This is a genomic window from Paenibacillus sp. MAHUQ-63 (assembly GCF_028765165.1).
GTDB lineage: Bacteria > Bacillota > Bacilli > Paenibacillales > NBRC-103111 > Paenibacillus_E.
In genome coordinates, this window is record NZ_JARADB010000018.1 from 1 (window position 1) to 21,569 (window position 21,569).

Here is a 21,569-nt window from a genome sequence, read left to right on the forward strand (position 1 = left end):
GCAAACACGCTTTGACTGTTTGGTGATGATGGCGGAGGGGATCCACGCGTTCCCATCTCGAACACGACCGTTAAGCCCTCCAGCGTCGATGGTACTTGAACCGCAGGGTTCTGGGAGAGTAGAACGTTGCCAAGCAGTATGGCCCGTTGGTCAAGGGGTTAAGACACCTCCCTTTCACGGAGGTAACAGGGGTTCGAATCCCCTACGGGTCACCATTTTCCATATGAACGCTTAGCTCAGCTGGGAGAGCATTACCTTGACAGGGTAAGGGTCGGCGGTTCGATCCCGTCAGCGTTCACCATTTTTCGTGGAGCCGTGGTGTAGAGGCCTAACATGCCTGCCTGTCACGCAGGAGACCGCGGGTTCGAATCCCGTCGGCTCCGCCATCTAACGAAGAATAAGGCTCGGTAGCTCAGTCGGTAGAGCAGAGGACTGAAAATCCTCGTGTCGGCGGTTCGATTCCGTCCCGAGCCACCATTTTACGAATCAAATTGAATATGCCGTTGTAGCTCAACTGGTAGAGCAACTGACTTGTAATCAGTAGGTTGGGGGTTCAAGTCCTCTCGACGGCACCACGCGCGTATGGCGGAATTGGCAGACGCACTAGACTTAGGATCTAGCGGGCGACCGTGGGGGTTCAAGTCCCTCTACGCGCATCAAATGCCGGCGTGGCGGAATGGCAGACGCGCTCGACTCAAAATCGAGTTCTCACGAGTGGAGGTTCGAGTCCTCTCGCCGGTATTCACAGAAAGTGGTTGAACAGACATAGCTCTGTTCAGCCACTTTTTTTATTTATAAATACTTTCCTAACAATTAAGACTGTAATGAGCTAACAATTATAAATTAAAGTGGAAGTATCGTCAGTGCGAGAAGAAGCGAATGCGAAGCACTATATGGAACAGGGGAGAAAAGGATGACGCAGGATTTTCAGAGTTTATTACTGAATAGTGTAAGGGCATCGATAGGCAATATCATTCCTAAGCCATTGAATCAGGCGGAAGTCAGAACGTGCAGCGAGCCGATCAGCAAGGATGAGATCGGCGTCGCCATTCATTTTACGAACAGTGAGTATAGCATGGTTCTGGATGGGCAGCGCGTCGTATTTAGCCGAATCAGCGAGGCGGTGTTCGGAATGTATATGGAAGGCGAGATGCTGGACAGCTGTGTCAGTGAAATTGCCAACATCATTGCCGGCGGAACGACGACCATTCTGGGGGATCAAGGTGTTACGCTGGATATAACGACGCCTTCTCTGCTGCAGGACGGGTTTGATTACAATGAGCGGTCGGGCAGACTGACAATGCCGATAAGCATTGAGACAGTAGGCGATATTCGCGTGATTTTAATGAATAAATAGGATTTAACGTTCTTCTAAGAGCGAGTGCCGAATGCGCTGGCTCTTTTTCATAATATTTTGGAAATAGACCAAAAAATATTGGAGATATCCGCACATTCCCGCGTGATAGTATAAAGAGAAATACGCTTCAGGGGGCAAACCATAGGATGATTCCATCGTACCTTAAAGGCTATGAGAAGTTTTACGCTGTCGATCCGCGTGCAGCAGGACAAGCATGGTTTCACGATGCGAAATTCGGGATGCTTGTCCATTATGGTCTGTACAGCCTTCTGGGACGCGGTGAATGGGTGATGTATGACAATCAAATTCATGTTACCGAATATGAGCAGCTGAGCAATATCTTCACGTCTGAATATTTCGATGCCGACAGCATGGCTGAATTGGCCGTTCAGTCGGGGATGAAATATATAAACTTTATGGCAAGACATCATGACAGCTTTTGCTTGTTCGAAACCGCTGCAACTGATTTCCATAGTGTTCACTCGCCAGCAAGAAGAGACCTTGTTCGAGAATTGGCGGTGGCTTGCGAGAAGAAAGGACTAGGGCTGTTTCTCTCATACAGCTATGGCACTGATTGGCGCCATCCTTATTACTTGTCCAATGAGCAGGGGATGCCGGGATCACGGCCCAACTACCAAGAACCCGAACCCAGATATCTCTATAAGGAACCGCAAGATTTTAGGCGCTACATCGCTTTTGTGCATGTTCAAATTCGGGAGCTGCTTACCAATTACGGTGCGATAGCGGGGTTATGGTTTATTGGTGCAGGCCCATGCTATTATCGGCCGGAGTTGTTCGCTGTAGAGGAGACATATGCTCTAATACGTGCTTTGCAGCCGCAATGCTTGATTGCTTTCCAGCAAGGAGTTACCGGGGATGAAGACTTCATGTCGCAGGATAAAGGTTTCACCCAGTTGGAGGGGAATTTGCGAAGCAGCGGGGCATCGGAGGAAGCGGTTAACCGGTCGAACGAGGTATGGAGGCTGCACCAAGATAAACGAAATGAAATCTGCGTGGCTATGCAAAACAAAGGCTGGGGGTTCGTCAATCGGGTCAAACATATGGATACGGAAGAGGCTATGCGAAAGTTCAGGCTTGCGGGCGAACACAACTGCAATTTGCTTCTTAATACGGGACTATACCCGGATGGCGCTATACCTCTTGAGGATATTCAGACACTTCAGGAGATGGGCCGGCAGATTCGCACGAACGGCTATGAGCACGAAGATTTCATGGCTATATAGCAGAAAAAAACGGAATCAGCATAACGGCTGGTTCTTTTTCTACTTTCAATCGAAAAATTTTGAAATAAGTGCAAAAATTATTGAAATTATGAAAACATTTAAGATGTTATACTTTTTCTCGATTAGAAGTAGATGTTCATAGGGGGAAAGGTAATGAATAACAAAAGAGCACATTGGCGCCTCTGGTATAACCGCCCTGCTGAGCAATGGACCGAAGCGCTTCCTGTAGGAAACGGCAAAATAGGCGGCATGGTATACGGCGGCATTCATGAAGAACGGATCGGCTTGAACGAGGAGACGGTGTGGTCGGGTAAGCCGCATTATGATGAGAGCCCCGGGGTAATGCAGACGATTGGCCAGGTTCGCAGCATGCTGTTTGAAGGGAATTACCGGACCGCGCATCAACTGGCGGAACAATCGATGAGAACGCCGCTTAACCCGAACTACGGCAATTATCAGCCGTTAGGGGATCTATATATTCGAATGGAACTGCCGCAAGGCGAAATAACGAACTACCACAGAGAACTGGATATCGAACAAGCACTCTGCCTAACCAGCTTTTACGTAGGGGGAACGCGCTACACGCGAGAAGTCTTTTGCAGCAATACGGATCTTGTTCTGGCGGTGCGTCTGGAGGCAAGCGGTACGCCGACGTTGAGCGGTTCGATCCGCCTGGAGCGTGAATGCGGTGCAACCGTTAGCCAGAATGGTTCCATGGGCTTGATGCTCAGCGGCGAATGCGAGTATGAAGGCGTAAAGTTTGCCGCGAACTTGGAAGCGCATTCCGAAGGGGGGAAATGCTATGCCACAAGCAATTCCGTCATATTTCGGGAATGCCAAGCGATCACCATAATCGTAACTGCGAATACGACTTACCGGCACAAGGACCCGCAAGGAGCGAACCAAGCCCTGCTCCGCTTGGCAGGCTCGAGATCTTGGGAACAATTGAAGGAAGACCATATCCACGATTACCAAAGCTTGTTTAGCCGCATGGAGATAGATTTGGGTGACGATAGATTTCACGACATTCCTACGGATGAACGTCTTGAGCAGCTGAAGTTCGTTCAGGACGACCCTTATTTAACGGCGCTTTATGTTCAATATGGCCGTTATTTATTAATTGCCAGTTCGCGGCAGGGGACTTTGCCCGCTAATCTGCAAGGCGTCTGGAACGATCGTTTCACGCCGCCATGGTTCTCGGATTACACGATTAACATTAACGCCCAAATGAATTATTGGCTCGCCGAAACAGGCAACTTATCGGAGCTGCACGAACCGCTTTTCGATCTGATGGATTCGCTGGTCGGGCCAGGGCGCAAGGTTGCGAGAGAACGTTACGGTTGCAGCGGAATCGTACTCAGCACAAGGACGAATCCTTGGCTGAATACGTCCCTTCGGGCAACTTCATCGCTGCTCTGGCAGGAAGGAGCGGCTTGGCTCAGCCGCCATTATTGGGATCATTATCTATTCATAGGTGATAAGGAGCTGCTGAGCAATAGGGCTTACATCTTTATGAAGGACGCGGCACGGTTTTATCTTGACTTCATGATCGAGCATCCGCATTACGGATGGCTCGTCACCGGACCGACCACTTCGCCGGAGAATAAATTCAAGGCGGCGGACGGTACGGAAACGGCACTCGATATGAGTCCTACCATGGCCGTCCAAATTATTGACGATCTGTTCGAGAACTGTATCCGGGCAAGCGAGGAGCTCGGGGTGGACGATGATTTCAGAGAGCTGCTCATTCAGAAGCGTTCACAACTGCCTCCGTTGCAAATAGGCAAGTATGGACAACTGCAGGAATGGCTGGAGGATCATGAAGAGACAGAGCCGGGTCACCGGCATATCTCGCATTTGTTCGGCTTGTTCCCGGGGCACAGCATCAGCCGCCAAACACCGGAATTGCTCGCCGCAGCTCGGACGACGCTGGAGCGGAGACTTCAACACGGGAGCGGACATACGGGCTGGAGCTGCGCCTGGATCATTAACTTATGGGCTCATTTGGGAGAAGCGGAGCTGGCCAATCTGTATGTGAAGACGCTATTCAACCACTCGACGCATAGCAATCTTTTCGATAACCATCCGCCATTCCAGATCGATGGGAATTTCGGGGCGGCTGCCGGCATCATAGAAATGCTTGTGCAGAGCGATGAGGAGGAAATCCGGCTCTTGCCGGCGCTGCCTGCCGAATGGTCGAACGGAAGCATTCGCGGCGTATGCGCGAGGAACGGGTTCGAGCTGGAGCTCCAATGGAGCGGCGGAGTATTGGATAAGGCGTTTATCCACTCCAAGCTAGGCAGGCGCTGCCGGTTAAGGTACTCTTTCCAAGAGGGGATTGAAGTTCACAACTCCAGAACAATCGTTGCAACAAGCCTTAGTGACGGAACATTGGCGTTCGACACCTTGCCTGAAGAATACTATGAACTTATATGCTGATAAGAATCCTCTGCCGACAACGGCGGAGGTTTCTTTGTTCCCGGAAGAGGCGAATGTTCAAATACGGCGAATATAGTAGTCGATAAAACTACATGACGATTCAAGCCGAGGAGGATATTCGACGATGGAAAGAAGCGAGGTTAAGGCCGCCCAGGCACGTACGGCGGAAGTGCTTCGGCATAGCGGTATTGTGCTGACAGAGGAGGAGATCAAGAATATCGAGGTGGCCGGTTTTGGGCTCAATGAGCTGCCGGTTCAAGGTCTTGAACTCATTACCTACGTAAATACGGATCGGTATTGTGCCAAAGAATTGGTGCTGTTCCCGCGACAGACGTGTCCGGAGCATCTGCATCCCCCTGTAGGCGATGATCCCGGCAAAATGGAAACGTTCCGCTGCCGAGCGGGAAGCGTTCTGCTCTATGTCGAAGGGGAACCCGCCGCAAGCCCCCAAGCTGTTGTGCCGCTTGGCAGTGAAGCTTATTATACGGTGTTCCACGAAATTGAGCTGCAGCCCGGCGAGCAATACACGATCATGCCGGGCACGAAGCACTGGTTCCAGGCAGGCGAACAAGGGGCCGTCGTATCGGAGTTCTCCAGCACGAGCCGGGATGAATTCGATCTATTCACCGATCCGCGGATCCAGCGCATACCGGTAATCGAAGACGACCTGTAAATCAAAGGCTCGGCTCCGATGATGATGAAGCTCCGGCATTATTCTTGGCCAGCTTCTGCGCAACTTGATCGACCTTCAGAATATGCTGAGAGATTCGCTCTGCGGCAAGCTTCTCATCCCCGGCCTCGATGGCGTCAACGATGTCGCGATGCTCCTGCAGAAGCTTCTCCGCGGATGCGCGCTCAGCGAAAAACCATAGACGGCGAGAAGCCTTCATGCTGACCTGAAGCCTCTCCGTCAAAGACTCCATCATTCCGATCATGAGGGAATTGTGGGAGGCTTTGGCGATCTCCAGGTGGAAGCGGATGTCGGCTCCCTCGCTTTCTTCCTCGTTGTCCAGCGCTTGTTCCATCCTCCGCAAAATATCGCGCAGCGCCGCAACATCCTCTGCCGTCCGGCGGCTTGCAGCCAGCGATGCGCAGCCGGCCTCGATAAATCGCCGCACCTCCTGCACTTCCTGCAGCGACTCGCCCTGATCGAAGAGGGATGCGCCTTCCGCCGGCAGCGGATTGCTCACGAACGTACCCCCGCCGTGCCGGATATCCACCCAGCCCATCGCTTTTAACCCGCTCAGCGCTTCCCGGATCGTCGAACGCCCGACTTGAAAGAGCGCTGCCAGCTCAATGACGGTCGGCAATTTGGAGCCTGGGGCATAGGTGCCCGATTCGATTTGCCTCTTGATCTGCCCCATGACGATCTCCGACCCCTTCTGCGGCCGTATTTGCTCAAATGCCATGCCCATTCCTCCATAAAAATATATACATCTATTCAATCATAAGCTAAAATAGAAGAAAAGTCATCTGATCACATGATCACTTACAAATGACATACATGATTAGTCCATGGGAGGCCGTTATGCTCGATCAATCGATTAGACAAAAATTGCTTCATATTGTAGGCGACGCTTACTTCAAAGACGATATGGAATCCCTCGTTACCCATTCGTACGACGGAACGCCGATGCTGCAGTCACTGCCTGACGGCGTCATATATCCTAAGGATACGGCTCAAGTATCCGCCATTATGAAGGTGCTTAGCGAGCACCGCATTCCGCTGATCAGCAGAGGCTCCGGCACGAATCTGTGCGGAGGCACGGTGCCTGTTGAAGGTGGCATCGTCATGGTGATGCACCGAATGAACGCCATTCTGGATATCGATATGCAGAACTTGACCGCTACGGTACAGCCGGGCATCATTACGAAGCAGTTCATCGAGCATATCGAAAGCCTGGGTTTATTTTATCCGCCGGACCCAAGCTCTATGGCGATATCCACCATCGGCGGCAATATCGCAGAGTGCTCCGGCGGTCTGCGCGGATTGAAATACGGTACGACCAAGGATTATGTGATCGGATTGGAGTGTGTGCTGGCAAGCGGTGAAATCATGCGCACGGGCGGCAAGCTGATGAAGGACGTGGCCGGGTACGATCTGACCAAGCTGCTGATCGGCTCGGAAGGCACGCTGGCAGTTATCACAGAAGCCACGTTGAAGCTGATCCCGCCGCCGAAGTATAAGAAAACGATGCTGGCGATGTACAAAGATTTGTACGGAGCTGCGCGTACCGTGTCCAAAATTATCGAGAACCGCATCATTCCGGCGACGCTGGAATTCATGGATAACCCGACGATTCGCGTCGTAGACGATTTCGCGAAGCTGGGACTGCCGCTCGATATGGCCGCGATCCTGCTCATCGAGCAGGACGGCGAGGAGGAAATGGTCGAGCGGGACATCGCCCGCATATCCGACATTTGCCGCGAGGAGCTGGCCGATGAAGTCAGCGTCGCGACGAATCAAGAGGAAGCGTTGAAGCTGCTGACGGCGCGCAGAAGCGCATTTACGGCGCTGGCGCGATTGCGTCCGACGACGATTCTGGAGGATGCGACCGTTCCTCGCTCCAAGATCGCCGAAATGGTGTTGGAGATCAATCGCATCGCCGAGAAGCATAACGTACAGATCTGTACGTTCGGGCATGCAGGCGACGGTAATTTGCACCCGACGGCTACGACGGATGCGCGCGATCACGATGAAATTCACCGGGTTGAAGCGGCTTTTGAAGAAATTTTCGAAGCGGCGATTCGGCTTGGCGGCACCATTACCGGTGAACATGGCGTTGGCTTGGTGAAAGCGCCGTTCCTGGAGTGGAAGGTCGGAAGCAGCGGCATCGCGTTGATGAAAGGGATTAAGGATGTATTCGATCCCCACCATCTGCTGAATCCCGGCAAAATGTTCGCCAAAGAAACGAGACGCAGGGTGGTGATCGATCGTGGCTAACCAAGGAGCGACCCTTCAGGAGACGTTAATCCAGAAGCTGGATTACAATCAATTGACGAACTGCATGCGCTGCGGCTTCTGTCTGCCGGTGTGCCCGACGTTCAAGCAAACAGGCATCGAGGCGGAATCGCCCCGTGGACGGATTTCGCTGATGAAAGCAGCCGTAGACGGCATCATGGAACCGGGCATCTCGTTCGAGGATCAAATGAATCACTGCTTGGGCTGCCGCGCATGCGAACCGGCATGTCCGGCTGACGTGAAGTACGGACAGCTGATCGAACAGGCGCGCGATGCGATCGAGACACATACCAAGCAGCACCGCATGTGGGTTCGCGGCGTACGCAAGCTCGTCTTCAAGGAGCTGTTCCCGTCCCAGCAGAGAATGAGCCTTCTCGGTTCAGGCATGCATTTCTACAAAAAGTCAGGCCTTCAGAAGATCGTTCGAAAAACAGGCGTTGTCGGCTTATTTTCCAAGCAATTGTCCGATATGGAGAAAATTTTGCCGGATGCTTCCGGCAAAGGGGTTGCCCAGCAGCTAGGGAGCTTCATTCCGGCCAAAGGCGAGAAGATCGCCACCGTGGGCATGTTCCGCGGCTGCTTGATGGACGTGATGTTCACCGAAACGAATATCAAAACGGTCAAGCTGCTGTCCGAAGCAGGCTTCGACGTGGTGATCCCGGAGACGCAGAACTGCTGCGGCGCTCTTCATGCGCATAGCGGCGAAAGCGACCAAGCCAAAATGCTGGCCAAGAGCAACATCCGCGCGTTCCAAGAAGCAGGCGTCGATTTCATTGTTTCTAATGCGGGGGGCTGCGGCGCTATCCTGATCGAGTATGACCATTTGCTTCATGACGAGCCGGAATGGCAAGAAGCTGCGGGGTGGTTCGCTTCGCGCGTGAAGGATATTGCGACCATTCTCGTGGAGAAGGGGCGTCCGCTCCAATTCACGGAACCTGTAGCGGGCAAAGCGACGCGGGTTACGTATCAGGATTCCTGCCATCTGCGCAACGTGATGAAAGGAAGCAATCCATCCAGACAGCTGTTAAAAGAAGTGGGCAATGTCGCTTTTATCGAAATGAAGGATGCGGGCTCTTGCTGCGGTTCTGCGGGCATTTATAATGTGACGCAGCCGGAGATGGCGAATCAAATTCTTGCCGATAAAATGGTGAATGCGAACGCCACCGAGGCCCGATATCTCGTGACAAGCAATCCCGGCTGCTTGCTGCAGATGAAGCTCGGGATCGACAAGCACGGGCAGAAGGGGCAGATGGAGGCCGTTCATATCGCCGATTTCCTGTATGACAGGGTCGTGAAAAACTAAATCGCACGGCTTACAGATTTAAGCCGCTTCCTTGGGGAGCGGCTTGTTTTTGTGTTACCATAATAAACGGATACATGCACCAAGCAACTCAATTAAAGGGTAATTCGTCCGATAGAAGGAAATCCTGAGAAGTAACTTTTTGGCGCAGAGGGTACGTTGATTGTAGGAGGGGATTGTTTGCGATGAATATTCTAGTTACCGGGGGAGCCGGTTTCATCGGTTCGCATATCGTCGATGACTTGATTCACGAGGGGCATCGTGTACATATATTGGATAACATGACGACAGGCCGCATGGAGAATGTGAACAGAGAAGCCATCTTTCACCGGGGGGACGTGATGGACGCTCCAATGCTTGCCAAGGTACTGGCTGCCGCGCAGCCGGAGGTGGTTATTCATCATGCAGCCCAGATTGATGTACAGGCGTCGCTGACCGATCCGTTAACGGATGCCCGAATCAACATTCTCGGTATGATCGGGCTGCTGGAAGGCTGCCGCGACTACAAGGTGAGGAAGATTCTCTATGCCTCCTCCGCTGCGGTGTACGGGACCCCGCAATATTTGAGCGTGGACGAGGCTCATCCCGTGAAGCCGCTCTCGTTCTATGGCATTTCCAAACATACGCCGGAGCACTATCTCGAAACTTTCGCTTCTCTTTATGGAATGGACTATACCATCCTGCGGTATGCGAATGTATATGGAATCAGGCAGGATCCGAAAGGAGAGGGAGGCGTCGTCGCGATCTTCGTGGACAAGCTGCTGGAGGGAAAGCAGCCGGTTATCTACGGCAGCGGCGAGCAGACGAGGGATTTCATCTATGTCCAGGATATCGTGAACGCCAATAGGGCCGCCTTAACGAAAGGCAGCCGCGGTATTTATAACATAAGCTGTAACGAGCAGACAAGCGTTAACGAGCTTCTGAAAGAGATGTACGAGGTCAGCGGCATCGGCAGCTTCAACCCTGCGTATGCGGAGGCTCGTAACGGCGATATTATGCACAGCCGGTTGGATAACCGTGCGGCGATGAAGGATCTGGACTGGCGTCCAACCTACACGTTAAGGGACGGACTCCGGGAAACGATGAACTATTACAAAGAGCAATATCAACGATCCTAGGATCAGTACACCTTCTTGGTGTATCCGTCCGGGGCGTTCAAAGGTATGAAATTCAATTTGCGAGCCTCTCTTCCGGGAGCGCTCTCTTTGTTCATCGTAAGGGTGAACACAACCAATCCCTTCTTCTGCTCCTGCTGGAGCCGTTCCACTCTAGCCTTCGTCCAAGGATCTTTCTTCCAATTGCCGCGCCAGTCTTCCCAAAGCAAAGCATCGATATAGGCTGCCGAATCGTCCAGCGTATCGAATCCCCTGTTTTGAATGACCGAAAGTCCCGGATAGCTTGCCTTCACCTCTTGCAGGAAAGCTGCGTAGGCTTCCCGCATGGGGGCCTGCGCTTCCATGTCCTTCATATAATCGTCAATATCCCCGACAGTATCCAGAAATATGCCTTGCATCCCTTTGGATGTAATGGAGGCTTCAATTTCCGACAGCAGCAGCTGGCGATAATGGGCTTCGCGCAAATCCATGAGATAGGAATCCCACTTGGAGAAGTGGATCCGTTCGTCATTGTGCAGGAAATAATCCTGCTCACGAAGCTCTTCGGTGCGCAATTGGTTCCAGGAAGGCGTCTCCATGACGCTAAGATAGCCGATCACCAACGTGCCGGCAGCTTGAATGTCTTGAATCTGCTCACGGGTATACAGCTGAGGCTCTATAATGACGAGATCCTTCGTCTTTAGCTTGGCCATAGCCTGAACGTTCGGGTTTCCATAATAAAGGGAATAATTGTTCACTTGTTGAAAAGGGCCGGTCGCATGCGCTTGCTGCTTCCATATAAACGAGAACAGGGCGAGTGAAACGAGGATCGCTGACGTGTATTTCCATGTGATGGTCATCGTTAATCACTGTCCTTCCTTAGATTTTCCTACATTATATGATAAAAAATGACAGAGATATAGATAAAGTTGACGTAACAGAGCAATGCTATATTTGCATAGGGAGTTGATCACCATGAAGCATATAGCGATTGTAGACGACGATCTTATTTTACTCGGTTTTCTCAAAGAACGGTTTGAAGCCAAAGGCTTGCAGATCTCGGCCTACGGAGATCCTTTCGACGCGTTACCGGCAATTAAAACGATAAAGCCGGATGCCATACTGGCCGACGTGCTGATGCCGGGGATGAGCGGTTTTGATTTTTGCCGGGATCTTCGCTCCGATAAGGCGTTTGGGAGAACGCCGATTATCCTCATGAGTGGGAAGCACTCCGCCGGCGAATTGTCCAAGTCGATGATGGCGGGCGCTGATGACTACATCGTTAAGCCTTTTCAAACCGACGACATGTATACGCAATTACAACAAACCTATTGGAAAAAAAACAATCCGATCGTCATTCGACCAATGGACGGTTAGCGGGGAGGAAGCCTGATTGATTTATCGCCAAAACCGCAGGTGGCTGCCCTACATCGAACTTGCAGCAGTTGCTGCTATCATCGTTGCGATCTATCTGGTCTACCGCTTGGACTGGCTGGCGTGGTCCTTGAATCCGTTCATGTTTCTTATCTTGTATTTTGCCCTGCGTTACGGGAACCGGGTCGGCGTCATGGCTGCAGCGGGGGTCAGCTTGCTCCACATTGCCGCCTATCTCTCGGTCCATGGCGATATGTACGGACTGTTTGATCGCTGGGAGCAGGCGAAGTGGTTCATCTGTTACTGGGGCATCGCGCTATTCGTCGGTCACGTCGCTTCGGACCTGCGTTTCAAGTACAGCATGGTGGCGGACGAATTGGAAGAAATGAACGCGCAGCTGGCCAAAGTGGAAGGAAGCTATCGCGATCTGCATGTTGTGAAGAAAGCATTGGAAACCAAAGTCATTGGCGCCCAAGAAAGCTTGTTTACGCTCTATAGAATCGCCAAAGCGCTCGACTCGGAAGATTCGGAAATTATTTTCACCGATGCCGTCCGCTTGTGCAAGGATTTGATCCAAGCCGGCTCCATCGTCATTTACCGGATGAATCAGAATGGCGATGTGCTGCGGCTGAAAGTGTACTATGGCCCCGAGACCCGATATCCGGCTACCGTTTTTCTGGACAAACCGTCGATATACAGCCGAGTTCGCGAGGAGAAAAGCATACAAATGCGCTTGGAAGGCGAGCCCCTGGATGTACCGATCATGGCGGGACCGCTGCTTGATCAGAACCAAAATATCGTGGCGGTGATCGGTCTGAACGGCATGGATCTCGTATCCCTCAACAAGTATACGCTCGATTTGTTCCGGCTTATTCTCACTTGGATGGGCGAGAGCTGCGTGAAGGCGTTCGAGAGGGAGCGGAAGTTAAAGGATGAGCGTTATTTCCCCGGTACGAAAGTGATGGTGCCCGAATATTTCTACGCCAAATTAAATGAAGAAGCGCTGCGGGAAACGGATTTCGACCAGAAATTCCTGCTCTTGAAGCTGCCCGTGGAACTGGGTGATATGGAGGAGTCTGCTGCGCTGTTGGAAATCAATGAGCTTACACAGCGCATGCTGCGTGACGAGGATGCCATGTCCTACGACGCGTTCCGCGGGGAACTGTTGTTCCTGCTGCCCGCAACTTCACCGGAGCTGGCAGCGCTCATTGAGGAGCGGATTCGCAACCGCTTCGACAGGGGGGCTTAGCCATGCGCGTAACCAGGCATGCCCGGCACTTCGACGTTACCGCATCCGCATGGCTGGCGGCGGCCGCATGTTTCCTATTTGCCGCGTTTGACGTCCTGCAAATGGTTTATTACTCCCTTGGATGGATTTGTTTCATGGTTCATCTTCTCCTTGTTGTTCTGTTCTATTTCATGTTTCAATTCGTCGGCTTGCGCACGTATGACCGTATGAGCGCCGGGCTGATACAGACGTTGTTCCTCTTCTTCCCGGGAGTCGGCTTTGCGGCGGGAGGGCTTATCCTGAGCGGCTTGCTGCTGCTGAGGTTCCGGGAAGACTTCTATGAGGAATACGAGAATTACGTGTATCATGTCCCACACTCGCTGGAAACCTATAACATCGATATCGAAGCCGAGTCGAACCGGGTTCCGTTCCGGGAAGTTCTCATGTCAGGGGAGCATGCCGGCAAGAAAGAAGCCCTATTCTCCCTAATGGAATATGAAGGCCGTAACAAAGTGGAGCTGTTTCATGAGGCGCTGACGAACAGCGATCCTGAAGTGGTGCACTATGCCGCGACCAGTTTGAATTATTTGAACGAGCAGTATATTCGCAGTATTAAGAAATGGACCCAGCTGCTTCAGCAGAACGACAAATCCATAGCGACGTGGACGGAATTGTTTGATTCCTACCGGCACTATCTGGAGAGCCGCTTGCTGACGGAAGAGTTGGCGATGGAGGTCAGGGAAGCCTTCAAAGGTTGGATCGCCAGAGGCAGGCAGCAGTTTCCTAACGAGCCTCGCTTTACCGTGGAGTTGTGCCATCTGGCCCGCATGGAGAAGGATTATAAGACCGCGGTCCGGCTTGCCGGGGAAGTATCCGAAGTAGAGGGCTGCCGGTATTTAACGAATCTGACCAAGGCCGAACTGTTGTATGCGGAAGGAAGGCTGGAGGAGCTAAGCCGGTTCGCTCAGATGTGGTTGGATAGCGATGTGGAGGTTCCGCAGGAATATGTGCCCGCCATCCGATTATGGAAGGAGATGAGGGAGCAAGGTGTCCCGCAAGCTGATCACTTTGTCGTGCGTTATCGTTAGTATGCTTGTACTCGGCGTTATGCTGCAGACGATGAGGGTTGTGGACGTATTTCCTTTGTCCCCGTCGAGATATGTATTCAAAGAAGCCCCCTTCACGACGAAAAGCTCGCAGCCGGCATTCATATCGGGCGCTCCATTGGGCTTATCTTTATATGTAAACCCGAAGGATACGGAAGGTCTCAAGGTCCGAGACAATTTGGAGCATGCGCTGGCGCTGGCCAAACTGCCATGGGATACGATCGCTGCGGAGGACCTTGCAACATTGAAGCCGGGACCTTGGACAGCGCTTCTATTGATGGGAGAAGACGTTAGCGAGCTGGATCTGAACATGGTCCAAACGTACGTTCGCCAAGGCGGCAGACTGCTTGTATATACGCGCTTCTATGCGCCCGCCTGGAACGGCATGTTCGGCATCGCCGCCAACAACGGTTATTTCCCGGGATCGAACCGTGGCATCACGGTGAACCAAACGGTGTTTCCCGGTTATCCAAACTTGCCGCCGACGAATTTGTTGTTCTCCAACAATATGCTCGATGTTAAGCTGCAGCCCGAAGCGGAGGTCTATTTAACCTCACAGGGAACGCCTCTGCTGTGGACGTATGCGTACGGCCAAGGCAAGGTCGTGTATTGGAATTCCACGGCTTCAGCCCAGAAGGAGGGGCGGGGGCTCATGGTGCAATCCATCGGCCTCGCCGTGGACAGCCTTGTGACCTCGCAAGTGGCAGCCCGAAGCTTAAACATCGACGATTTCCCCTCTCCGGTGCCGCAGGTCGATAACCCGCTCATTCATCGAGAGTATGGCTTAAGCACACCTGCTTTCTACGAACGCATCTGGTGGGAGGATATGGTACGCATCTCGAAGCTGTACGGTTGGAAATATACGGGACTGATAATTGGCACCTATCAAAACCGGACCGAACCGCCGCTTCCTTCCTTGCTCGACGGCACGCCGGAGCTCATCCCTTATTTCGGCTCCAGACTGCTCGGCCTCGGCGGCGAAATCGGCCTGCACGGCTATAATCACCAATCGCTCGTAACGGCCGATGAGCCGATCAAGCCGGAGCTCGGTTATGTCCCTTGGCCGAACCAAGCGGCGATGGCGAAGAGTCTAAGGCGGTTGACTGAGCTGACCGACAGCTTATTTCCAGGGCATGAATTGAAGACGTATGTGCCTCCTTCGAACGTTATGAACAGAACGGGCAAGATGGCGTTGGCAGAAGCTGCGCCGTCGATTGATATTCTTTCGTCCCTGTACTCGGTTGGGGGAGAGAAGGGCTTTCTCGAGCAGGAGTTCGGCGTCGATAGCGAATTCCCGCAATTTACGAACTATCCGCGCATTTCTTCCGGTTACGCAATCGATGAAGGCCAATTGTTTTTCATCAACGATGTTATCGCCAATTTCGGCTTGGTCAACCATTTCGTTCATCCGGACGATGCGCTGGATATCCAAAGGTCAGGGGGCAAAGGCTGGAAGTATCTTATCCAACATTTCGAGGGCTGGATGTCCTGGTTGAATAAAACGTATCCTTACTTAGACCCGCTTACGGTTCGAGACGCAGTGAAAAAGTTCAGCCTCTACGAAGCCGGAACGGCGGATGTTCATTATGGAACCCAAAGCATTACGATTACAACGAAGGATCAATTGATTCCGATGCATTACACGGTTCGGGTGCCCGCTCGTCTAGTTCCTCAAATCTCCAAAGAGTCGGGCAATCTCACCCCTTTGGATGAAAAAGAAGGGATCTGGCATCTGGAAGCTCGCCAGCCGACCGTAAATATTCAGTTGAAGGAAAGCAGCCCATGAAAATCGCTTTGATCGTTGAAGGAAGCTATCCCTACATATCCGGGGGCGTAGCCGGCTGGATTCAGATGCTCGTTGCGTCCATGCCCCAGCATCAGTTCGAGATCATTGCCATCTCTTCCTCCCGGCAGGAGGAGGCCGGCTATAAGTACCAGCTGCCGGCGAATATCTCCGGTATCCATGATATCTACATCATGGATTATCAGAATTTGGAAGGCGGGCGCAAACCGCGTCTGTCCGCTGCCGAGGCGGAGGCATGTCTGGCTTGGTTCGGCTTTCACCCCGGCTCGGAAGAGGCGCTCACGCTGATCGCCGATCCAGCGAAGCTGGGCAACCCCGTTTCGTTCATGGAGAGCGAAAGCTTCTGGAATTTCCTCGTCACCGCCTACGAGACGGAGATGCCGAACCACTCGTTCAATAGCTATTTCTGGACGTGGAGGTCGATGTACTTGCCTGCGGTGTACCTGCTGCAGCAAGCTTATCCGCCGGCGGATGTCTATCATGCCGTGTCTACGGGCTATGCCGGTTTGATCGGCACATATTTGCGGATGAAGCGCAAGAAGCCGTTTCTGCTGACCGAGCATGGCGTGTATGCCCGGGAGCGGGAGGAGGAGATCCTGAAGTCGGCATGGGTCGATCCGCCCTTCAAGCGGCGCTGGATCGATTATTTCTACCATATGTCCAAAGGAGCTTACCGGACGGCCGACCGTACAATTGCACTCTACGGCGGAACCCGCCAGATTCAATTGGAGCTCGGCGCTCCTTCGGAACGAGCTCTGGTCATTCCAAATGGAGTCGACTACAAGCGATTGTCGCAGCTTCCCCGGCGGGCAAATTGTGCGAGCGGCCGGATCGTCTTCGGAGCCGTCGTACGGCTCGTGCCGATCAAGGATATCAAGACGCTGCTCTATGCGGCGCGGCTGGCCAGCAGCGAGATTCCTCACATGCAGCTGTGGATCATGGGACCTACCGACGAGGACCCCGATTATTATCAGGAATGCCTCGCTTTGAGACGCAATCTGCAGTTGGAGGACATGGTGACGTTCACCGGCAAGGTTGCCGTCGAAGACTATCTGCCGGCCATCGATGTGCTGATCCTGAGCTCCATTAGCGAAGGGCAGCCCCTCGCCGTCTTGGAAGGCATGGCGGCGGGAGTCCCGTGGATCTGTACGGACGTCGGCAGCTGCCGGGAGCTGCTGGAAGGAAAAGATGAGCGGGACACAGGCATGGCGGGCTATATCGTGCCTCCCGTGAATCCCAGAGCGATGGCCGATATGATGGTGAAGATGCACGGCCTCCCGGATCAGCGGGTCTACATGGGGCAAGTCGGCCGCAGGCGGGTAGAAGCCTTGTATCAGATCGATCATTTTATTGAGGCGTACAAGCAGTTATATGATGAGGTGGTAACCTGATGGCAGGAATCGGATTCACCCTGCAGAAGCTGTTCCGCGAAGATTATTTATCGCTGCGCGTTCGCGCTTACGCATACGCTTCTTTCATTGCGGCGGGCCCGTGGATCTTATCCGTCGGGAGCATTGCCTTCATTAATGTCATCCTCGTTCATGTCGCCAATGTGGAGGACTCCCAGCGTCAGCTGTTCATCGTCACGGTTTCCTACTGCTTCATCTTCTCCCAGATGCTCTCCGGAGGATGGCAGCTCCTCGTAACACGATATTTGGCCGACCATTTTTTCTTGAACCGGCTGGAAGTCGTTACGCCCACCTACACCGGTATTTCCAGAATCGTTTTCGCCATATCGCTCGCAGCCGCCGTCATTTTCTACGGGTCTTCTCCTTTACCCATCCTATACAAAGGGATAAGCGTGATGCTATTTTTCATGTGCGGTCAAATATGGCTGGCGATGGTTTTCTTGACTGCGGCCAAAGATTATAAAATGATCGCCTATTCCTTCCTGGCCGGGTCCGCCGTTTCGGTCGCCGGAGTTTTCGTTTTCCTCCGCTTTCCGGTTATCTTCGGGGCGTACGAGCAGGCGGTCAATATGTTGCTGGGGTTCGGCTGCGGCATTCTGACGACGATGTGTATGCTGGTGTTTGTGCTGCTGCGCGCTTTCCCTGCGAAGATTTCCTCCAATCCGTACGCATTCCTAAGATATGTCGATAAATACCCATCACTCCTATGGGTCGGGTTCCTATACAACATCGGGGTGTGGACACACAATATGATCGTTTGGATGGGACCTTCCGGGGTCTGGATCGAGGAGACGTTCGTGTACAGTCCGATCTATGATACGGCGGTATTCCTGGCCAACCTGACGATTATCCCATCGCTTGTTCTGTTCGTCGTTTCCGTGGAAACGCAGTTTTATGACAAGTACAAATCGTTCTATGGCTATGTGGCGAATGGCGGGACGCTCGAAATGATCCATAAAGCGAAGAAACATATGGTGGAGGTGCTGTGGCGGGAGCTGTACAGGCTCACGAAGCTGCAGGGGATTATCACCGTGTTCGTGATTCTCGTGAGCGAATTGCTGCTGGAGCGAATCGGCTTGCAGAAAACCGTCATCGACATTTTCAGACTATGCGCGCTGGGGGCTTTGTTGAATGCGATTATGCTCATCCATATTCTGCTCCTGCTGTATTTCGAGGATCGCAAGGGCGCCGTCATCGCCGGAGCGGTTTATTGTGCAATGAATGTGCTGCTGACGGCCGGCCTGCTGCCTCTGGGGGTCGATTATTACGGGTTCAGTTACTTCCTGGCGGGTCTTGCCGCTTACGCGTGGAGCGGGTACAGACTGCTGGCCTTTCTGAAACGGATCGAGGTGCATACTTTTATTACGCAAAGCATCGTTTACAAGGATAGGTCCGGATTGTTTACATGGCTCAGTAGGATAAGCGATGCCCGGCGGTTATTCAAATAATCTTTATTTGAACGCTTTTCGGGCTGCGGCGGGCGTCATCCCCAGCACTCTTTTGAACATGGCATGGAAATGGGGAAGGCTCTCGAAGCCGCAAAGCTCGGCGATATGCTGAATGGTGGTATCACTTTCGGCAAGCAGCTGTTTGGCGCGAATGATGCGCTTCGTCATGATGTACGCGGTCACATTCAGGCCGGTCAACTGCTTGAACACCCGGCTGAAATGCGCCGGCGAGACGGCGGCTTGCTTGGACAGCGTGTTAAGCCCGATATCCTCGCAGAAATGCTCATCGATATAGAGCAGACTCTCTCTCATCCAGCCGGGAGCGGCAAGGGGATCGCCTGTATGCAGCGGCATATCCGAGCCTATGTCCCGCTGCAAGTAGAGCAGCACTTGTAGCAGCTGTACGTAGACAGCCTGCCGGTGGCCGGGACTCCTCAGCTTAAGCTCATGCCGGATCGCATCCCAGCAATGCTCCAGGTGCTGCCGCTGCGGCAGCAGTGTGGCCAGCTTGTAATGGCGCAGCTGTGCAGCCTGCTCGAAGCTGTGCAAATAGGAGAACGTATCGCCAAGCTGCGGCGCTTGAACGAGCCCCGGGCTGAAATACACCGCGGTAGAGGTGACGGGGGTTTCTTTATCGGGTGTCGCCCGATGAATCGTATTGCCCGGAATCAGGAACACGTCTCCGGCCTTCATTTCGTAGAACGTGTGATCGATGAAGAAAGTGCCGTTGCCGCGGTACACATACACAATTTCATACCAGTCGTGCAGATGGTCAGGAAGCTCGCTTTGCGAGCTTTTTGTGTTTTTATAGGCATAGGAGAAAGGGAACGTATCTTGGTTATCGAAAATTTTGCGAATGGGCCCCACAGCGACAAGCTCCTTCCGTTTCTGTATGAAGCAATGATATCAAAAAACAGTATAAATGTGCTAAAAATCATTATTTTATTGTTCGGAAATGCTGTTAAAATGAAAGAAAGCGATATCATAAATATGCTCATAAAAGAAGGGATGAAGTCGGGATGCGAATCGATGCTCACCAGCATTATTGGACAATCGACCGCGGGGACTACGGCTGGATCGGGCCCGAACTGCCGGTCTTGTATCGTGACTATTTGCCGGAAGACCTTAGCGCTCATTTGCAGCGGCATCAGTTGGATCGCACCATCGCGGTTCAAGCGGCGCCTACTTTGGCGGAAACGGATTATCTCCTGTCCTTGAGCGAAGGTTCCGAGACGATTGCAGGCGTAGTAGGGTGGCTCGATCTGAGCGATCCCGAGCACTTGCAGCACTATGCAAGATTTCGCGAACATCCGAAGTACGTCGGCTTTCGCGTGATGATCCAGGAAATGCCGGATGCGAGCGTCATTCTTCAGCCTTCCTATGTGGAGGCGCTGCGGTATTTTGCCCGGGAGGACGTGCCTGTTGATTTACTCGTGAAGTCACAGCAACTGGAGGCGGTCGTCGAGCTGCTCGACAAGGTGCCGGGCTTGCGCGGGGTTATCGACCACATCGCCAAACCGCAGATCGCAGCAGGCGTGACCGAGCCTTGGAAGAGTCAGATGACGGCGATCGCGAAGCATCCGGGCATCTACTGCAAGCTGTCGGGCATGGTGACGGAAGCGGATCATGAGCGTTGGCAGGAAGCGGATTTCACCGGATATATCCGGCATGTGCTGGATGTGTTCGGGTCGGAGCGGGTGATGTTCGGCAGCGATTGGCCGGTTTGCCTGCTGGCGGCTGATTACGATGAAGTCATGCAGATCGTGCAGCGCGCATTGCCGGAAACTTGGACGGATCGGGAACGGGAACGATTATTCGGACTAAACGCAAAGGAGTTTTATAAATTATGAGATACCGACAATTAGGCCAAACCGGGCTGGACGTCTCGGTGCTGAGCTTCGGGGCTTCATCGCTCGGCTCCGTTTTCCGGGAGACGAATGAGGCGGAGAGCATCCGGACCGTGCATGAGGCTGTTGACTTAGGCATTAACCTGATCGACGTCTCCCCGTATTATGGACTGACCAAGGCGGAGACGGTGCTGGGGAAAGCGATCGGGCAAATGGATAGGTCACGCTTCATCTTGTCGACGAAGGCCGGGCGTTACGGGGAAGCCGAGTTCGATTTCTCGACCGAGCGGATCATTCGCAGCGTCGATGAGAGCCTGAAGCGGCTGCAAACCGATTATATCGATATTTTGTATTTGCACGATATTGAATTCGTCCCTTTTCATGAGGTTGCCGAAGGGGCGTTTCCCGCGCTGGATGCCTTGAAGCAGTCCGGCAAAATTCGGTATTTCGGCGTATCCGGCTTGCCGCTGTCCGTATTTGAAAAATCGCTGGCCGTGAAACCGCTGGATTCCGTCCTGTCTTATTGCCATTACGCTTTGAATGACACGTCATTGCTGGATGTAGTGCCGCTTCTCGAGCAGCACGGCGTCGGCTTGGTGAATGCGTCGCCGCTCTCGATGGGGCTGCTGAGCACGAGACCGCCGGCGGCCTGGCACCCGGCACCGGCTGATATTCAGCAGGCCTGCAGGGAGGCGGCGGAGCATTGCACCCGCCAAGGCACGGATATCGCCAAGCTGGCGGTGCAGTTCGCAACAGCAGACGAACGGATCCCGACGACGCTGGTCAGCACCGCCAACCCGGAGAATATCCGCAAGAACATCGCATGGACGGATGAACCCATGGATACTCAGCTGCTGCAAGAGGTGCTGGACATTCTGAAGCCGGTTCATAACAAATCTTGGTTAAGCGGAAGATCTGAATATAACGAAAGAACGTTTGTGTAGAGGAGGGCAACCG

18 protein-coding genes, 7 tRNA genes and 1 rRNA gene are annotated in these 21,569 nt (G+C 53.0%); 23 read left to right on the plus strand and 3 right to left on the minus strand.

What is annotated here, in order from left to right; all coding sequences use genetic code 11:
• Nucleotides 1-18 precede the first annotated feature (18 nt).
• The 12 genes from rrf (at nucleotide 19) to PUT07_RS34810 (ending at nucleotide 5,713) form a co-directional block, all read left to right on the plus strand.
• Nucleotides 19-135, plus strand: a 5S ribosomal RNA gene (gene rrf, locus PUT07_RS34755).
• Between the two features lie 5 nt (nucleotides 136-140).
• A tRNA-Glu gene (locus PUT07_RS34760) sits at nucleotides 141-215 on the plus strand.
• 10 nt (nucleotides 216-225) lie between these two features.
• Nucleotides 226-301, plus strand: a tRNA-Val gene (locus PUT07_RS34765).
• Between the two features lie 8 nt (nucleotides 302-309).
• Nucleotides 310-386 (plus strand) — tRNA-Asp (locus tag PUT07_RS34770).
• A 15-nt stretch (nucleotides 387-401) separates the two neighbouring features.
• Nucleotides 402-477, plus strand: a tRNA-Phe gene (locus PUT07_RS34775).
• A 22-nt stretch (nucleotides 478-499) separates the two neighbouring features.
• Nucleotides 500-575 (plus strand) — tRNA-Thr (locus tag PUT07_RS34780).
• A 1-nt stretch (nucleotide 576) separates the two neighbouring features.
• A tRNA-Leu gene (locus PUT07_RS34785) sits at nucleotides 577-656 on the plus strand.
• Between the two features lie 6 nt (nucleotides 657-662).
• A tRNA-Leu gene (locus PUT07_RS34790) sits at nucleotides 663-741 on the plus strand.
• 172 nt (nucleotides 742-913) lie between these two features.
• The gene (locus PUT07_RS34795; protein ID WP_274473430.1) at nucleotides 914-1,357 is read left to right on the plus strand and encodes a chemotaxis protein CheC; all 444 of its coding nucleotides are present in this window, start codon (nucleotides 914-916) and stop codon (nucleotides 1,355-1,357) included.
• Between the two features lie 146 nt (nucleotides 1,358-1,503).
• Nucleotides 1,504-2,601 carry an alpha-L-fucosidase gene (locus tag PUT07_RS34800; protein WP_274473431.1) on the plus strand — a complete coding sequence of 366 codons (1,098 nt, stop codon included), beginning with the start codon at nucleotides 1,504-1,506 and terminating at the stop codon, nucleotides 2,599-2,601.
• A gap of 153 nt (nucleotides 2,602-2,754) precedes the next feature.
• Nucleotides 2,755-5,040: a glycoside hydrolase family 95 protein gene (locus PUT07_RS34805; RefSeq protein WP_274473432.1), complete on the plus strand. Its 2,286-nt coding sequence runs from the start codon at nucleotides 2,755-2,757 to the stop codon at nucleotides 5,038-5,040.
• Nucleotides 5,041-5,164: 124 nt separating this feature from the next.
• Nucleotides 5,165-5,713 carry a D-lyxose/D-mannose family sugar isomerase gene (locus PUT07_RS34810; RefSeq protein WP_274473434.1) on the plus strand — a complete coding sequence of 183 codons (549 nt, stop codon included), beginning with the start codon at nucleotides 5,165-5,167 and terminating at the stop codon, nucleotides 5,711-5,713.
• A 1-nt stretch (nucleotide 5,714) separates the two neighbouring features.
• Here PUT07_RS34810 and PUT07_RS34815 read toward each other — a convergent pair whose 3' ends face one another.
• Complete coding sequence (locus tag PUT07_RS34815; RefSeq protein ID WP_274473435.1) at nucleotides 5,715-6,449, minus strand: FadR/GntR family transcriptional regulator; 735 nt, start codon at nucleotides 6,447-6,449, stop codon at nucleotides 5,715-5,717.
• Nucleotides 6,450-6,568: 119 nt separating this feature from the next.
• Between PUT07_RS34815 and PUT07_RS34820 the strand changes: the two genes are divergently transcribed.
• The 3 genes from PUT07_RS34820 (at nucleotide 6,569) to PUT07_RS34830 (ending at nucleotide 10,420) form a co-directional block, all read left to right on the plus strand.
• Entirely contained in the window at nucleotides 6,569-7,984 is a 1,416-nt protein-coding gene (locus PUT07_RS34820; RefSeq protein ID WP_274473436.1) for an FAD-linked oxidase C-terminal domain-containing protein, read from the plus strand.
• 64 nt (nucleotides 7,985-8,048) lie between these two features.
• Nucleotides 8,049-9,305, plus strand: a complete 1,257-nt coding sequence (locus PUT07_RS34825) for a (Fe-S)-binding protein (RefSeq protein ID WP_274473479.1) — start codon at nucleotides 8,049-8,051, stop codon at nucleotides 9,303-9,305.
• A gap of 182 nt (nucleotides 9,306-9,487) precedes the next feature.
• Entirely contained in the window at nucleotides 9,488-10,420 is a 933-nt protein-coding gene (locus tag PUT07_RS34830; protein WP_274473437.1) for an NAD-dependent epimerase/dehydratase family protein, read from the plus strand.
• 2 nt (nucleotides 10,421-10,422) lie between these two features.
• Here PUT07_RS34830 and PUT07_RS34835 read toward each other — a convergent pair whose 3' ends face one another.
• On the minus strand, nucleotides 10,423-11,256 hold the full coding sequence (locus PUT07_RS34835) for an endo alpha-1,4 polygalactosaminidase (RefSeq protein ID WP_274473439.1): 834 nt from the start codon (nucleotides 11,254-11,256) through the stop codon (nucleotides 10,423-10,425).
• 115 nt (nucleotides 11,257-11,371) lie between these two features.
• Here PUT07_RS34835 and PUT07_RS34840 point away from each other — a divergent pair, with 115 nt between their 5' ends.
• Genes PUT07_RS34840 through pelG form a run of 6 tightly spaced genes read left to right on the plus strand, consistent with a single transcriptional unit; the run spans nucleotide 11,372 to nucleotide 18,765 of the window.
• Complete coding sequence (locus tag PUT07_RS34840; protein ID WP_274473440.1) at nucleotides 11,372-11,773, plus strand: response regulator; 402 nt, start codon at nucleotides 11,372-11,374, stop codon at nucleotides 11,771-11,773.
• Nucleotides 11,774-11,789: 16 nt separating this feature from the next.
• Nucleotides 11,790-13,019 carry a hypothetical protein gene (locus PUT07_RS34845; RefSeq protein WP_274473442.1) on the plus strand — a complete coding sequence of 410 codons (1,230 nt, stop codon included), beginning with the start codon at nucleotides 11,790-11,792 and terminating at the stop codon, nucleotides 13,017-13,019.
• Between the two features lie 2 nt (nucleotides 13,020-13,021).
• Nucleotides 13,022-14,086 (plus strand): hypothetical protein, encoded by a 1,065-nt coding sequence (locus PUT07_RS34850; RefSeq protein ID WP_274473443.1) that lies wholly within the window; start codon nucleotides 13,022-13,024, stop codon nucleotides 14,084-14,086.
• Nucleotides 14,046-15,890, plus strand: coding sequence for a DUF2194 domain-containing protein (locus PUT07_RS34855; protein WP_274473444.1), 1,845 nt, complete (start codon nucleotides 14,046-14,048; stop codon nucleotides 15,888-15,890). Before PUT07_RS34850 ends, PUT07_RS34855 begins: the two co-directional genes overlap by 41 nt.
• Nucleotides 15,887-17,299 carry a GT4 family glycosyltransferase PelF gene (gene pelF, locus PUT07_RS34860; protein WP_274473445.1) on the plus strand — a complete coding sequence of 471 codons (1,413 nt, stop codon included), beginning with the start codon at nucleotides 15,887-15,889 and terminating at the stop codon, nucleotides 17,297-17,299. Before PUT07_RS34855 ends, pelF begins: the two co-directional genes overlap by 4 nt.
• On the plus strand, nucleotides 17,299-18,765 hold the full coding sequence (gene pelG, locus PUT07_RS34865; protein ID WP_274473446.1) for an exopolysaccharide Pel transporter PelG: 1,467 nt from the start codon (nucleotides 17,299-17,301) through the stop codon (nucleotides 18,763-18,765). Before pelF ends, pelG begins: the two co-directional genes overlap by 1 nt.
• Before the next feature lie 3 nt (nucleotides 18,766-18,768).
• Here the strand turns inward: pelG and PUT07_RS34870 are convergent, their stop codons facing one another.
• Nucleotides 18,769-19,632, minus strand: coding sequence for an AraC family transcriptional regulator (locus tag PUT07_RS34870; RefSeq protein ID WP_274473447.1), 864 nt, complete (start codon nucleotides 19,630-19,632; stop codon nucleotides 18,769-18,771).
• A gap of 152 nt (nucleotides 19,633-19,784) precedes the next feature.
• Between PUT07_RS34870 and PUT07_RS34875 the strand changes: the two genes are divergently transcribed.
• Both PUT07_RS34875 and PUT07_RS34880 read left to right on the plus strand, forming a co-directional pair.
• Nucleotides 19,785-20,615 carry an amidohydrolase family protein gene (locus PUT07_RS34875; RefSeq protein ID WP_274473449.1) on the plus strand — a complete coding sequence of 277 codons (831 nt, stop codon included), beginning with the start codon at nucleotides 19,785-19,787 and terminating at the stop codon, nucleotides 20,613-20,615.
• Entirely contained in the window at nucleotides 20,612-21,556 is a 945-nt protein-coding gene (locus tag PUT07_RS34880; RefSeq protein ID WP_274473450.1) for an aldo/keto reductase, read from the plus strand. Before PUT07_RS34875 ends, PUT07_RS34880 begins: the two co-directional genes overlap by 4 nt.
• Nucleotides 21,557-21,569 lie beyond the last annotated feature (13 nt).